We start from the raw sequence: 13,918 nt of genomic DNA, 5'->3' as shown, positions 1-13,918 counted from the left end.
AAATCGGCCGCGCCCGGCAAGAAATGCGCAGCCCCGCTATCATGCTCATCCAAAAGCGTCATTCCAAGAAAGTTGTATCGCATGAAATCTGCACCCTCATCCGTCGATGCCAGCGCCCTGCTGAGCTCCACCCGTATCCTGTTGTTCGCCCTGTCCGCCGGCGTGCTCGTCGCCAGCCTGTACTATGTGCAGCCGCTCACATCCATGCTGGCCGCCTCGTTTGGCGTCAGCGTGCCGCAAGCGGGCTACCTGGTCACGGCGACGCAGATCGGCTACGTGCTGGGCATCGTGTTTCTGGTGCCCCTCAGTGACGTGCTGAACCGCCGCCAGTTGCTGACGTGGATGCTGATCGCCAAGATCGGTGCCCTGCTGCTGGCCGCCACCAGCCAGAACATCATCGTCTTTGCCATCGCCAGCGTCCTGATGGGGATCACGTCCAGCGCCTTGATGGTGGTCACGGCCATGGTGGCCTCGTATGCGCCCGACCACAGCCGGGGCCGCATGGTGGGCACCGTCATGACGGGTTTGTTGCTGGGCATCTTGCTGGCGCGTACCGTGTCCGGCACCGTGTCGCAGATCAGCGGCGGCTGGCGCACCATCTACGTGCTGGCCGCCATCGTCGTGGCCGCCCTGCTCGTCATGCTGCGCCGCATCCTGCCGAACGAGGCGCCACGTGGCACGCTGCAATACGGCAAGCTGATGGCCTCGCTGGCTGACATCATCCGCCAGGAACCCTTGCTGCGCCAGCGCGCCCTGTTCTCCGGCCTGGGCCTGGGCACCTTCAGCGTGTTCTGGACGGGCCTGACCTTCCTGCTCAGCGGCGCGCCGTATCATTACTCGGAAATGCAGATCGGCCTGTTCGGCCTGGCGGGCGCCACGGGCGCCTTTGCCGCCAACACGGCGGGCCGCATGGCCGACCGCGGCTATGCGCGCCAGGCCACGTGGCTGCTGGCGGTCGCCTCGATCGCGGGCTGGGCCCTGATCGGCTTCGGCGCCCATTCGCTGGTGCTGCTGTTGATCGGCATCGTGCTGCTGGACATGGGCGTGATGGGCCTGCAAGTGACGCACCAGTCCATCATCTATAAACTGGCGCCGCATGCGCGGGCGCGGGTCACCACCGTCTTCATCGCGGGCGGCTTCATCGGCGCCTCGGCAGGCTCCGCGCTGGCCAGCGCCAGCTTTGCCGCCGGCGGCTGGCCCGCCCTGTGCATGGTCGGCGGCGCCATGCCGCTGCTGATGCTGCTGGTGTGGAGCAAGTACCGACATACGCAGCGCAAGCTGGAACGGACGGCTTGATCCGGCGCTGCGGCGCCAACAATGTTGTCGGGTTACGCGCTGGCGCGCTAACCCGACCTACGCACTTGCTCCAAGCGAACAGGCGTAGGTCGGATTAGCGGGGCCGCCGAGGTGCGGCGAGGCCGTGTGTAATGCGACAACGTTGCTTGCACGGACCACGTCTTATTTCGCGGCCTGCCCGCGCGCCTTGCCAAACGCATCGCCCGCCTTCCAGGCCGGCATCTTCGCGCCATTCGCCACGGCTAGGCCCAGATTCAGGGTAAATTGCGCCTGCTGCGTCATGCCGGACAGATCCCAGCTGGCGTCGTACTCATCGGTGACCTGATGGTAGCGGGGGCCGTAGGCGGCCGCCTTGGCTTTCGATGCTGCCACGTCCTTGATGTACTCGCGTCCGCCATTGATGGAAAACGCGGGCACACCCGCCTTGGCAAAGCTGAAATGGTCGCTGCGGAAATAACCGCCAGCCAGGTCGGGACGCGCTGCCGCAATGTGCATGCCCATGGCTTTGGCGGTTGCCGCCGCCATCGCCCCCAGCTCCGTGCGCTCGCTGCCCTGCGCGCCGATGTCGTGCGTGGCGCCCACGAAGTTCAGGCTGTCGAGGTTCAGCGCGGCGGCCGTCTTGTCCAGCGGCCACAGCGGATCGGCCGCGTAGGCGGCGCTGCCCAATAGCCCCTGTTCCTCGGCCGCCACCCACAGGAATATCTGCGTGCGCTTCGCAGGCTTTTTCACGGCTTCCTGCGCCATGGCCAGCAAGCCGGCCGTGCCCGACGCGTTGTCGACGGCGCCGTTGTAGATCGTGTCTCCAGAGTCACCTTGCTTGCCCAGGTGGTCCCAGTGGCCGCTGTAGATGACGGCTTCATCTTTCAATGTCGGGTCGGTGCCCGGCACCATGCCGGCGATATTGAATTGCTCCACCTTGCGCACGATGGACTTCATCTCGCCCGACAGCTTGGCGTTCAAGGCGACGGCCTGGAAATCCTTGCTTTCCGCCTTGGCGCGCAAGGCGTCCAGATCCTGTCCGCCCGCCGCAAACAGCCGGCGCGCCGCGTCTTCCGCGATCCAGCCCTGCAGTGGCGTGCCGGCAGTGCGGTCGGCCAATTGAAAACGTTCGCTGCCGCTCCAGCTGTTCTGCACGACGCTCCAGTCGTACGAGGCCGACGGTTTCGTGTGGATCAGCAATACGCCCGCCGCGCCCTGACGTTTGGCTTCCTCGAATTTGTAGGTCCAGCGGCCGTAATAGGTCAGCGCCTTGCCGGCGAAGCGGTTCGGATCAAGCGCGGTCGGCTGCGGGTCGTTGACCATCATGACGACGATCTTGTTTTTGACATCGGCGCCCTTGAAATCGTTCCAGCCCTCTTCCGGCGCCGTGATGCCGTAGCCGACGAACACCAGCGGCGCGTCGAACGTGTGCGCGGCAACGGAGTCGCCCGTGGCCCAGACCCAGTCGGGGCCGAACGCCAGCGGCACGGCCTTGCCGAACGCCACCGCCTGCAGGCTGCTCTCGGCAGGCAGCGACTTCACGCCGGCGATCTGCACGCTCTGGCGGTAACTGTTGCCGCGCACAGGTTGCAATCCGGCCATCTGCGCCTGGGTTTCCAGGTACGCCACCGTCAGGTCGGCGCCGCGTTGGCCCGTGCCCCGGCCTTCCAATAAGTCGTTGGACAGGAAGGCCAGGTGGGCGCGCAAGGGCGCTTCCTGCACCACGGGCAAACCGGTGGCGGCCTGGGCGGAAAACGCCAGCGCGGTCAAGGCGAGGGAAGAAAACAGCTTCTGCATAAGATCCTTTGGATAAGAGGAGACATTCAGTCCGGCGGATGGCCGAGCCGGCGATTGTATGCCATGGGGCAGGCGCGGCAAAATGCGGACGAAAAAAATCCCCGCGGCAAGGCGGGGATGTCATGGCCGAGTAAATTACACGAGCAAGGCGGCCGCCAGGGATTCGATCTCTTCGGCCGATTCCTCGAGGATCGTATGCAGGGTGCTGCCGCCGATGCCGAAATCGATCTTCGCCGCCGCCTGGCGCCGCGCGGCGCTTTCCGGCGGGTGCAACGGCGAGCCGACGGGCGACAGATCGTTGGCCAGCACCAGGGTCGCGCCCAGGGTGCGGGGCGGGAACGTGCTGCCGCCGTGCCACATGCCTTCCACTGCCTGCAAGACCATGTCCGGCACCTGCAGCTGGCGCAGCACGCCGCGGCCGATCAGTTTTTCGCCGTATTCGATCCAGTCTTCGGTGTTGTCGTCGAGCAGGCCCGGATATTCCTCGGCGCGCGACAGCAGATAAAAGCCGCCCACTTCGTGCACGATGGCGGCGAACATGGCCGTTTCCACGTCCACATGCGTGACTTTCCTGGCAATCACCTGACTCAGCGCGGCCACGTGGGCCGTGTGTTCCCACAGCTTGGCCGCCTTGGCGCGCAATTGCGGGTCCGTGATCTGGCTGCCCAGCTGGCGCACGATGACGGACGCCACCATCGATTTCAAGGTGGCAAAGCCCAGGCGCGAAACGGCCGCACGCACATTGGCGATTTCATTGCCGGAACGGTTGTAGGCGGCCGAGTTGGCCAATGCCACGACCCGCGCCGACAGCAGCGGCTCGGCCATGACCATGCGGGCGGCCGCTTCGATATGGCAATCGGGGTCGTCCAGCGCTTCCTGCAGCTTCAAGGTGGCCTTGACGTTGGCGGGGAACGTCAGCTCGCCCTTGCTCGCTTGCAGCGCGATAATCTTGAATACTTCCAGTCTGTCCATGGGTCGATCTCCGGTACGGGCCTATTAGGCTCTGCTGTGTGGGTGGGCCGGGAACGCGCATGTATCCCCGGCCTGGCTCCCGTTTCCGGCAATATTACAGCAAGTTTATACGCAACCCTATTACTTTCCGGAAACTTTTCCTGCCACGCCTTCGACAAAATAATCCATCTTCGTCAGCGCCGCATCGTCGAGCACGCCTTTGTCCAGGCGCACCTTGCCATCGTTATCCTTGATCGGCGAGCTGAAAGGATTAAGCTTGCCAGCAACCAAGTCTTTCTCGCGCGCCAATACAAACTGTTTCACGTCGGCAGGCACGGCAGCGTTGATGCCTTCCAGCTTGACCATGCCATCCTTGATGCCGCCCCAGGTGCTGCTGGACTTCCACGTGCCGTCCAGCACGGCCTGCGCCTGCTTCGTGTAGTACTCGCCCCAATGGTGGGTGACGGCGGCCAGCTGCGCCTTCGGCCCGTACTTTTTCATGTCCGAGTGGTAGGCGATCGCATATTTGCCCTTCTCTTCCGCCGCCTGCACCACTGCGGTCGAGTCCGTGTGGTGGGTGACCACGTCGGCGCCCTGGCCGATCAGGGTGATGGCCGCGTCGCGCTCCTTGCCCGGGTCGAACCAGCTATTCACCCACACCACTTTCACTTCCGCCTTCGGGTCGACGCTGCGCATGCCGCGCGTGAAGGCGTTCACTCCCTGCAACACTTCCGGGATGGGAAACGCCGCCACGTAACCGGCCACATGGGTCTTGCTCATCTTGCCGGCCAACACGCCGGCCAGGTAGCGGCCCTCGTAGAACCGGGCATTCGTGTTGGCCACGTTGACGGCCGTCTTGTATCCCGTCAAATGAATGAACTTCACATTAGGAAATTGCTTCGCCACTTTCAAGGTGGGATTCATGTAACCGAACGAAGTCGTGATGACCAGCTTGCTGCCCGTTTGCGCCAGGTCGCGGATCACGCGCTCCGCATCGGCGCTTTCCGGCACGTTTTCCACATACTTGGTGCTGATCTTGTTGCCTAGCGCCTTTTCCATTTCCTTGCGCGCCTGATCGTGCTGGGTGGTCCAGCCCGCGTCGCCGATGGGGCTGATATACACGAAGCCGACGTTCAGCGGAACGGTGGCCGGTGCGGCAGCCATGACGGGCATCAAAACAAAACTGCAGACGGCGGCGCACAGTAATTTCTTGGACATGGTTTTCCTTGTGGTGAGTGATTAATTTCCGGGATTGAAATTTTTCCCCAGCGAAGCGGGCATGTTGAGCTTGATGTAATTGGCATTGCTGGAAATGAGCACGAGCACGACGATGGCCGCCACATACGGCAGCATCGACAGCAGTTGCGAGGCGATGGGCACGCCCAGCGCCTGCGCGTGGAACGTCAATATCGTGATGCCGCCGAACAGGTAGGCGCCGCCCACCACGCGCGCCGGGCGCCAGGTGGCAAAGGTCGTCAGCGCCAGCGCGATCCATCCCCGTCCCGCCACCATGCCCTCGACCCACAGCGGCGTGTACACGAGCGACAAAAATGCGCCGGCCAGACCACAGCAGGCGCCGCCGAACAGCACGGCCGCCAGGCGGATACGCCGCACGGGATAGCCGAGTGCATGCGCGGACGCGGGCGATTCGCCCACGGCGCGCAGCACCAGGCCCGCCCGCGTGCGGTACAAGAACCAGGCGATGGCCACGCACAGCAGCAAGGACAGATACACCATCGGATGCTGGCGGAACAGGGCCGGCCCCAGCACGGGAATGTCTTCCAGTACAGGGATGCCGAAGCGGCCGTTCTGCAGGCTGTTGCCCACGTACTTCAGGCCGATGTACGTGGACGCGCCCGCGCCGAACAGAGATAAAGCCAGGCCCGTCGCGTACTGGTTCGTGCCCAGCCACACGGTCAGCCAGGCAAAGAAGCCCGACAGGACCATGCTGGCCCCTGCCCCCGCCAGGAAGCCCAGGGTGGGGCTGCCCGTGTTGACGGCCACGGCAAAGCCCGTGATGGCCGAGACCAGCATCATGCCTTCCGCGCCCAGGTTGACCACGCCCGCCTTTTCATTCACCAATAAACCGAGCGCGGCGAGCATCAGCGGCGTGCCCGCGTTGATGCTGGCGGCAATCAAGGGCGCTATCGTCAGGGCCAGGTTATCCATGTTTTCTCCAGCGCAATTTGTATTGGATCAGTACGTCGCAGGCGAGCAAGGCGAACAGCAAGATGCCCTGGAACACGCCAGTGATGGCGCTGGGCAAGCCGAGGCGCGATTGCGCCAGTTCGCCGCCGATATAGAACAGGGCCATGACGAAGCTGGAGAAAATCACGCCCACGGGATGCAGCCGCCCCACGAAGGCGACGATGATGGCGGCAAAGCCGTAGCCGGGCGAGACCGTGGGCGTCAGCTGCCCCATCGGTCCCAGCACTTCGCAGGCGCCCGCCAGGCCCGACAGGGCGCCGCAGATCAGCAAGGACGACCACAAGGTCTTGCGCGAAGAAAAACCCGCATAGCGGGCGGCGGCGGGCGCCATGCCGCCCACGCGCAGGCGGAAACCGGCAATGCTGCGCGACAGATACAACCAGCCGCCCAGCGAGGCCAGCAGGGCAAACACGATACCCACGTGCAAGCGCGTATCGCTGATCACCATCGGCAACAGCAAGCCGTCCGACAGCAGTTTCGACTGAGGAAAATTGAACCCTTCCGGGTCGCGCAGCACGCCGTACACGAGATAGCTGAGCAGCAATTGCGCGATATAGACGAGCATCAGCGAGACGAGGATTTCGCTGGCGTTGTAACGGTCGCGCAGCCAGGCCACCAGGCCCGCCCACGCCATGCCGCCCGCCATGCCGGCCAGCAGGGAAATGCCGATGATGGCCGCGCCGCCCGCGCCATCGCCCGTGTCCAGGTACAGGGCCGCCGCGCCGCCGCAGATGGCGCCCAGGGTCAGCTGCCCTTCCGCACCGATGTTGTAGATGTTGGCGCGAAAGCAGATGGCCAGGCCCACGGCGATCAACAGCAAAGGGGCGACTTTAATCCCCAGTTCGGACCAGCCGTGCGCGTCGCGCAAGGGTTCCACGAAGAAGACGGCCAGGCCGGCCAGCGGATCGTGGCCCAGCGCAAGAAATAACAAAGCGCCGCACAGCACGGTCAGCAGCACGGCCAGCACCGGCGACAGCCACGACATCAGCCGCGACGGTGCGGGCCGGGCTTCCAGGCGCAAGGCGAACTTAGCCATGGGCAGCCTCCTGCGGCCACAGCCCGCTCATCCATTGCCCCACTAGATCCACGCTGGCCTCGCCCACGTCCAGCGACGGTGAAATTTTTCCTTTCGCCATCACCAGCAGGCGGTCGCTGATCTCGAACAATTCATCGAGTTCTTCCGATACGACCAGCAGCGCGCAACCCGCGTCGCGCAGCGCCAGCAATTCGGCGCGGATTTGCGCGGCCGCGCCCACGTCCACGCCCCAGGTCGGTTGCGCCACCACCAGCACCGTGGGTTCGCGCATGACTTCGCGTCCGACTATGTATTTCTGCAAGTTGCCGCCCGACAGGCTGCGCGCCAGCGCCTGCGGCCCGCCCGCCTTCACCTGGAAGCGGGCGATGATGGCGGCCGCCCGCTGCGCGATCGCGCCACGGCGCAGGAAACCGTGGCGGATGGTGGCGGGGGTCTGCAAGCTGAGCAGCACGTTATCGGCCAGCCCCATGTCGGGCACGGCGCCCCGCCCCAGCCGTTCTTCCGGCACGAAGCCGAAACCGAGGGCGCGGCGGCGGCCCGGCGGCAGGCGCCCGGCAGGCATGCCGTTGAGCACGATGCTGGCGGGGGCCGCGCGCAGGTCCTCGCCCGACAGGGCGGCCAGCAATTCCTGCTGGCCATTGCCGGATACGCCCGCGATGCCGACGATCTCGCCCGCGCGCACGTCGAAATGGATATCGATCAATTGCGTGGCGAACGGATGGCTCTTCGGCAAATGCAGATTGCGCACGCTCAGCATGGCGGCGCCGGGCGTGCGCGCCACGCGCGTGACGGTGGGCGGTTCGGCGCCGATCATCATGCGCGACAGGCTGGCCGCCGACTCTTGCGAAGGGTCGCACACGCCCGCATTCTTTCCCGCGCGCACCACCGTGCACGTATGGCACAGGGCGCGGATCTCGTCGAGCTTGTGGCTGATGTACAGGATGCTGCAGCCTTCGGCCGCCAACTGGCGCAAGGTGGCAAACAGCTTTTCCACGGCGCCCGGCGTCAGCACGGACGTCGGTTCGTCGAGGATCAGCAGTTGCGGCTTGGCCAGCAAGGCGCGCACGATTTCCACGCGCTGGCATTCGCCGACGGATAGCGTGTGCACGTGGCGCTGCGGTTCCAGGTCCAGGCCGTACTGGCGCGCCGTGTCTTCGATGCGCTGCGCCAACTCCGCCATGTTGGTGCCGGCGGGCAAACCGAGGGCGATGTTTTCCGCGACCGTCAAGGTATCGAACAGGGAAAAGTGCTGGAACACCATGGCGATGCCGAGCGCGCGCGCGGCCGACGGGTTGGCGATCTCGACCTCGCGGCCGTTCCACACAATGCGGCCGCCGTCGGGCTGCACGGCGCCGTAGATGATTTTCATCAGGGTCGATTTACCGGCGCCGTTCTCGCCGAGCACGGCGTGGATTTGTCCGGGCGCGACGGTGAGATCGATGCCGTCATTGGCCACCACGGCCGGATAGCGCTTGCTGATATCGTGTAATTCCAGGCGTGCCGTCATTGTTTTTTTCGTGCCTCGCTGCGGGGTCGCCGGCATGGTCGCCGGTGGAGGAAAAATTCAAGCTCTTGTCTCTATCGTATCGGCATCCACGGCGCTTGGGGGATGGCGTGGCGGCACGCATTTCTATTTCCGCAAAAAAACAACACCTGTCTACAATTCTGAAAAAAATTATCAGCTTTACAGCGGCCGCCTTGCCCGGCAAGGGCGGGAAGGTGCGATGATTATATGCAGGAACTGATAGTAAGTATGCAGGCAAGACATATCGCCCAGTGCGGCGCTTCTCGCATCATGGATTGAACGGCGCGCAATGTCCCATCGCCGCGCTTCATGCGCTAGTGGGCTCCCCCCTGCGCCCAGCCATCCCAGTTCCCGTTTTCCAACACCGCCATCAGGAGCCGAAAAAGTGCCAAAAACCATACCGTGTCTGTTGCTCTGCCTCACCACCACTCTGGGCGTGGGCGCGACCGCCCAGGCCGCCGAATGGAGCGATACCGCGCTGAGCTGGCGCGCCGGCAATGATTACCGCGAACCGTTCAATCCGGACGACATCAAGAAAAATATCTTTGCCATCACGCACGCCAGCGGCTACAAATACGGCAGCAACTTCGTCAACCTGGACTTCCTGATCTCCGACAGCAAGGACCCTGGCGCACTGGGCAAGACGTCCGGCGCGCAAGAGGCGTACCTGGTGTACCGCAACACCATCGACATCGGCAAGGTGCGCGGCAGCGACATCAAGTTCGGCCCCGTGCGCGGCGTCGGCGTGACCCTGGGCTTCGACGTCAACACGAAGAATGACGTCGGCTACAACTCGCGCAAGCGCATGCTGGTGGCCGGCCCCACCCTGATGTGGGACGTGCCCGGCTTCTTCAACACCAGCCTGCTGTTGCTGCGCGAAAGCAATGCCCCCAGCGGCGCCTTCCCGCCCATCTCGCAAGTAACGGGCCGCTACACGTATAAAACCCACGCCATGCTGACGGGCGCCTGGGCCATCCCATTGTCGCCGCTGTTCTCGTTCGAAGGTTTCTTCAACCTCATCGACTCGAAAGGCAAGGATGAAGTGGGGCGCGACACGGCGGTGGAAACGAATATCGACATGCAAGTGATGTACGACGTGGGCGCAGCCCTGGGCAGCGCCAAGAACACCTTCCGCGTGGGCCTGGAATACCAGTACTGGAAGAACAAGTTCGGCAACTCGCCCGCCACCACGGGCAACGTGGGCCAGACGGCGAAGACGCCGATGATACGCGCGGAGTATCATTTCTAAGAATCATTGTCACGCATCAACACCCACCGTCGCGCCTGATGCCAGCATGAAGCTTTCCTGCTGGCGGAGAGCGCGACCGTGGAACAAGGGCTTGCGAATCATCTAACATACCGCTCACCCGGTCGCTCGAACACCTTACGCTACGATCCAATCACGTCCATCCCGTGCATGTCGCAAGACGGGATCACATTGCAGGTGCGTGGCATCACCTGCCACCCCACCCGATTTGACAGGCCTCGCGCCCTCCCCGATACTTGTTCTCATCTGTACCAACTACACAAGCGCAGACTACCTTGTAGTCACGTTTGCCAGCACGAATGAATATTGTCACCCCCACCGCCCCCTACATCGGCCGCTTCGCCCCCTCCCCCTCCGGTCCCCTGCACATGGGCTCGCTCGTTGCCGCCATGGCCAGTTATCTCGATGCCAAGGTGCATCAGGGCACGTGGCTGTTGCGCATCGAGGATCTGGACTATGACCGCAATGTCGAGGGTGCCGATCTGGGTATCCTGGCCAGCCTGCGGCGCTGCGGCATGTACTGGGATGGCGAGGCGACGTGGCAGAGCAGGCGGCTGCCGCTGTACGAGGCGGCGCTCAAGCGCTTGCAGGACGACGGCCTCGTGTATGCGTGCGGCTGTTCGCGCAAGGAGATCCAGGATTCGGTGCTGCAGGCGGGCGCGCCCAAGGGCGGCGCCGCCGTGTATCCGGGCACCTGCCGCCATGGCCTGGCGCAGGGCAAGGCGGCGCGGGCCTGGCGGCTGCGCGTGCCGCTAGGCACGCAAGCCGTGTACGCTTTTACCGACCGCTGGGCGGGTCCGCAGCGGCAGGATCTGGCTGACGAAGTGGGCGACTTCATCGTGCTGCGCGGCGATGGTTTTTGGGCGTATCAGCTGGCCGTGGTGGTCGACGATGGCGCGCAGGGCATCACGCAGGTGGTGCGCGGGGCGGATCTGCTCGATTCCACGCCGCGCCAGCTGTATCTGCAGGATGTGCTGGGCTTGCCCCATCCCGGCTTTTTGCACGTGCCTGTCGTCGTCAATGACAGCGGCGAGAAATTGTCGAAACAGACGGGCGCCCTCGCCTTCGATACGGGCACCGATGCGGCAGAACTGCTGGCGTCGGCGCTGCTGCCGGCGGCCCGATTCCTCGGCCTCGAGGTGCGCGCCGACGATGTGGAAGACTTCTGGCGGCAAGCCGTGCCCGCCTGGGCGCAGCGGCTGGCGCGCCTTCCCGGGCACGCATAAAAAAACCCGCCGCGGCGCGAGCCGGGCGGGTAGCAATGCAGGCGCCAGCACATGGCCGGCGCCTGGAACCGAACACTTAAGAAAACCGTAGCGAGCGGCGGTGAGTTGCGGCCGAGAAGCGCAGCTGTGCTTTAGCACAGTGAGCATCGCAGGCCGCAAATCACGACGCGCAGCAGGTTTGCTTATGTGTTCTTAGAAGTTGCCTTTGAACTGCACACCAAATTGACGCGGCTCATTGATGAAGCCCGTGCGGTTGTTGAAGTCGATGGCGCCCGTGATACGCTGGGTGTCGGTGATGTTGCGGCCGAATGCGGCCACTTCATACTTGCCGGCATCCCAGGTGTAACCCACGCGCAAGCCGCCTTCGACCATCGGCTTGCCGGTGAACTCGGTTGCCTCATACAGGAAGAAATTGATCTTGCTGCGGTAAGCCCAGTCCGTGAAGACGAAGAATTCGCCGTTTTCCATCGGGATCGAATAGCGGCCCGTGGCGGTGATCGTCCACTTCGGCGCTTGCGGCAACGGATTGCCGTCGATGATGGCGCGGTTGCCCGTGGTCAGCGGGTCCGTCACGGTGCAACGCGTTTGCGCGCAGGTGGCGATCGACAGGCTCGGGTCCTTGATTTCCGTGAAGTTGTAGCTGCCGCCCAGGGACATCTTCAGGCTCGGCGTGACAAAACCTTCCAGTTCCAGCTCGGCGCCGCGGCCGTTCGTCTTGGCGGCATTGATCAGGCGCGTGATGTTCGACGTGCCGCCCACCACCGTCAGCTGCTGGTTTTTCACCTGGTAGTCATACACGCTGAACGCGACGCGGGCGCGGCGGTTGAACAGGTCGGCCTTGATACCCGCTTCGTACGAAGTGATGGTTTCCGCATCGGCCACGGTGACGGGCACGCTGGTGCTGGCCGGGGCGATACTTGGCGCGCGGAAACCGGTGGCGATACGCGCGTAGAAGTTCACGTCCTTGTTGTATTTATAGGTGCCGCTCAAATCCCAGTTGACCTTGGCTTTGCTGACATCGGCGCTGGTCGGGTTGACCTGCACGATGTTGGTCGCTTCCACCGTGTCGAAATCCTTCTTGTCCTTGGTGTAGCGCAAACCGGCGCGCAGCATGAAGTCGTCGTTGACGGCGTAGTTGACGGAACCGAACGTGGCCCAGGCCGAGTTTTTCTGGCGGCTGGCCAGGTGCGTGGTCAGCACGTGCGTGCTGGTATCGAAGTTGTCGGTGAAACCGTTGGCATCTTCGTTGAAGTAGTACACGCCTGCCTGCCAGTTCAGGGGACCGGCATTTTTCGATTCGGCACGGAACTCCTGCGAGTATTGCTTCACGCTGGTGATGCCGCCGGCCGTTTCAACCTGGAAAGGAATGAAGCCGGGGCCCGTCGGCGTGCCGCCGTCGATGTCGCCATGCGACACGTAATTGCCGACCTGCTCAAAGCCGGTGATCGAATACAGTTTAATACCGTCCAGGTCCCAGCTCAGGCGGGCGCTGGCGCCGTTGGTGCGCAGGCGCTGGAAATTCGGCGCATTCGTAAACGACTTGTTCGGGTCGAAACCGTCGACGATATCGTTCGTGCCCTGCTTGATCATGTTGGCGTAGAAGACGCGCGCGCTGCCCGTGGTGTTGCGCTGGTGCACATTGAACAGGGCGTTGAACGTGGTGTTCGGTGCGTACAGCAATTGCACGCGTTCCGCATGTTCGTTGTAGCCGTCCAGCGCATCTTTCTGGCCCGTAAACGTGTTGTCGACGTAATCGTCGCGGTGCTGGCGCAGGGTCGAGAAGCGCAGCGCCCATTCTTTGCTCAGCGGCACGTTGACGGCGCCGTCGAAGTTGGTCGTGTTGTGCGTGGCGGCGGAAACGTTGTAATAGCCTTCAACCTTGTCCAGCTTCGGCTTGACGGATTCGAACTTGACCACGCCGGCCGGCGTATTGCGGCCGAACAAGGTACCTTGCGGGCCGCGCAGCACTTCCACGCCAGCCACGTCGAAAATCGGATAACCCTTGAGGATAGGATTTTCTTGCACGACATCGTCGTAAATCAGGGAAACAGGTTGCGATGCAAAGATGTTGAAGTCGGTATTGCCGTAGCCGCGGATGTAGAAGCGGGGGAAGGTGCGGCCATTCGACGATTCCACGTTCAGGCTCGGCACTTTGCCGGCCAGCACACGGATATCCTGGCCGCTGGATACGAGCACGTCGAGCTTCTCGTCGCGCAGCAGCGACACGGAGACGGGCACGTCGCGGATATTTTCCTTGCGGCGCTGTGCCGTCACGGTCACGGTTTCCAGCTGGCTGGCGGCAGGGGTCGTATCAGCAGCGACTTCATCAGCATAAGCCGAGCCGATAGGCAAGGCAGCGGACAGTGCCAGCATAGCAGCGCTTTTGGCGCACAAACGCTTGTGCATCTTGGACATCTTGATCATGTGGTTTCCCAGAAGTTTAAAAAAAGAATTGCGAAATCTGTCTTTCTTGCAACCTGTCTCCGGGTTATTTACGGCGCTGGACGATCGTTTGCACCATCACGGTGCAGCAGCGCGAGCGGATGTTCCCCCGCTCTCGGCGTCACTGGCTCTGTCCTGTCTGTCACTCAAGTTGACAGCGGTTCCGGCCGCATCTCTGGGATGTCTGATGA

Annotated in this window: 10 protein-coding genes; 3 read left to right on the top strand and 7 right to left on the bottom strand. The window is 63.4% G+C overall.

Annotated features, from left to right (window positions below; genetic code table 11):
• Window positions 1–81: 81 nt before the first annotated feature.
• Window positions 82–1,296 (top strand): MFS transporter, encoded by a 1,215-nt coding sequence (locus AC0V2Y_RS02410; RefSeq protein WP_475417399.1) that lies wholly within the window; start codon window positions 82–84, stop codon window positions 1,294–1,296.
• Between the two features lie 162 nt (window positions 1,297–1,458).
• Here the strand turns inward: AC0V2Y_RS02410 and AC0V2Y_RS02405 are convergent, their stop codons facing one another.
• From AC0V2Y_RS02405 to AC0V2Y_RS02380, 6 genes are all read right to left on the bottom strand, one after another.
• Complete coding sequence (locus AC0V2Y_RS02405; RefSeq protein WP_475417400.1) at window positions 1,459–3,072, bottom strand: M28 family peptidase; 1,614 nt, start codon at window positions 3,070–3,072, stop codon at window positions 1,459–1,461.
• A 135-nt stretch (window positions 3,073–3,207) separates the two neighbouring features.
• A complete protein-coding gene (locus AC0V2Y_RS02400) occupies window positions 3,208–4,044 on the bottom strand; it encodes an HDOD domain-containing protein (protein ID WP_326458580.1) in 837 nt (278 codons plus the stop codon).
• A gap of 120 nt (window positions 4,045–4,164) precedes the next feature.
• The gene (locus AC0V2Y_RS02395) at window positions 4,165–5,241 is read right to left on the bottom strand and encodes a BMP family ABC transporter substrate-binding protein (protein WP_475417401.1); all 1,077 of its coding nucleotides are present in this window, start codon (window positions 5,239–5,241) and stop codon (window positions 4,165–4,167) included.
• 21 nt (window positions 5,242–5,262) lie between these two features.
• Window positions 5,263–6,192 carry an ABC transporter permease gene (locus tag AC0V2Y_RS02390; protein ID WP_139090222.1) on the bottom strand — a complete coding sequence of 310 codons (930 nt, stop codon included), beginning with the start codon at window positions 6,190–6,192 and terminating at the stop codon, window positions 5,263–5,265.
• The gene (locus AC0V2Y_RS02385) at window positions 6,185–7,267 is read right to left on the bottom strand and encodes an ABC transporter permease (RefSeq protein ID WP_475417402.1); all 1,083 of its coding nucleotides are present in this window, start codon (window positions 7,265–7,267) and stop codon (window positions 6,185–6,187) included. The genes AC0V2Y_RS02390 and AC0V2Y_RS02385 overlap by 8 nt, the downstream gene beginning before the upstream one ends.
• Complete coding sequence (locus AC0V2Y_RS02380; RefSeq protein ID WP_475417403.1) at window positions 7,260–8,774, bottom strand: ABC transporter ATP-binding protein; 1,515 nt, start codon at window positions 8,772–8,774, stop codon at window positions 7,260–7,262. The genes AC0V2Y_RS02385 and AC0V2Y_RS02380 overlap by 8 nt, the downstream gene beginning before the upstream one ends.
• 454 nt (window positions 8,775–9,228) lie before the next feature.
• Between AC0V2Y_RS02380 and AC0V2Y_RS02375 the strand changes: the two genes are divergently transcribed.
• Both AC0V2Y_RS02375 and gluQRS read left to right on the top strand, forming a co-directional pair.
• Window positions 9,229–10,041, top strand: a complete 813-nt coding sequence (locus AC0V2Y_RS02375) for an outer envelope protein (RefSeq protein WP_326458616.1) — start codon at window positions 9,229–9,231, stop codon at window positions 10,039–10,041.
• 317 nt (window positions 10,042–10,358) lie between these two features.
• Window positions 10,359–11,285 (top strand): tRNA glutamyl-Q(34) synthetase GluQRS, encoded by a 927-nt coding sequence (gene gluQRS, locus AC0V2Y_RS02370; protein WP_475417404.1) that lies wholly within the window; start codon window positions 10,359–10,361, stop codon window positions 11,283–11,285.
• A gap of 192 nt (window positions 11,286–11,477) precedes the next feature.
• Here the strand turns inward: gluQRS and AC0V2Y_RS02365 are convergent, their stop codons facing one another.
• Entirely contained in the window at window positions 11,478–13,709 is a 2,232-nt protein-coding gene (locus tag AC0V2Y_RS02365; RefSeq protein WP_475417405.1) for a TonB-dependent receptor, read from the bottom strand.
• Between the last annotated feature and the right edge of the window lie 209 nt (window positions 13,710–13,918).

The organism is Janthinobacterium sp. BHSEK (assembly GCF_056174685.1).
The sequence above is the reverse complement of the archived record's forward strand: the minus strand, read 5'-3'. Positions and strand labels throughout refer to the sequence as shown.

Excerpts from the sequence above, each read along its gene's own strand:
- AC0V2Y_RS02395 (WP_475417401.1), bottom strand. The coding sequence starts at position 5,241 with ATGTCCAAGAAATTACTGTGCGCCGCCGTCTGCAGTTTTGTTTTGATG.
- AC0V2Y_RS02410 (WP_475417399.1), top strand. The coding sequence starts at position 82 with ATGAAATCTGCACCCTCATCCGTCGATGCCAGCGCCCTGCTGAGCTCC.
- AC0V2Y_RS02385 (WP_475417402.1), bottom strand. The coding sequence starts at position 7,267 with ATGGCTAAGTTCGCCTTGCGCCTGGAAGCCCGGCCCGCACCGTCGCGG.
- AC0V2Y_RS02405 (WP_475417400.1), bottom strand. The coding sequence starts at position 3,072 with ATGCAGAAGCTGTTTTCTTCCCTCGCCTTGACCGCGCTGGCGTTTTCC.
- AC0V2Y_RS02390 (WP_139090222.1), bottom strand. The coding sequence starts at position 6,192 with ATGGATAACCTGGCCCTGACGATAGCGCCCTTGATTGCCGCCAGCATC.
- AC0V2Y_RS02365 (WP_475417405.1), bottom strand. The coding sequence starts at position 13,709 with ATGATCAAGATGTCCAAGATGCACAAGCGTTTGTGCGCCAAAAGCGCT.
- gluQRS (WP_475417404.1), top strand. The coding sequence starts at position 10,359 with ATGAATATTGTCACCCCCACCGCCCCCTACATCGGCCGCTTCGCCCCC.
- AC0V2Y_RS02400 (WP_326458580.1), bottom strand. The coding sequence starts at position 4,044 with ATGGACAGACTGGAAGTATTCAAGATTATCGCGCTGCAAGCGAGCAAG.
- AC0V2Y_RS02380 (WP_475417403.1), bottom strand. The coding sequence starts at position 8,774 with ATGACGGCACGCCTGGAATTACACGATATCAGCAAGCGCTATCCGGCC.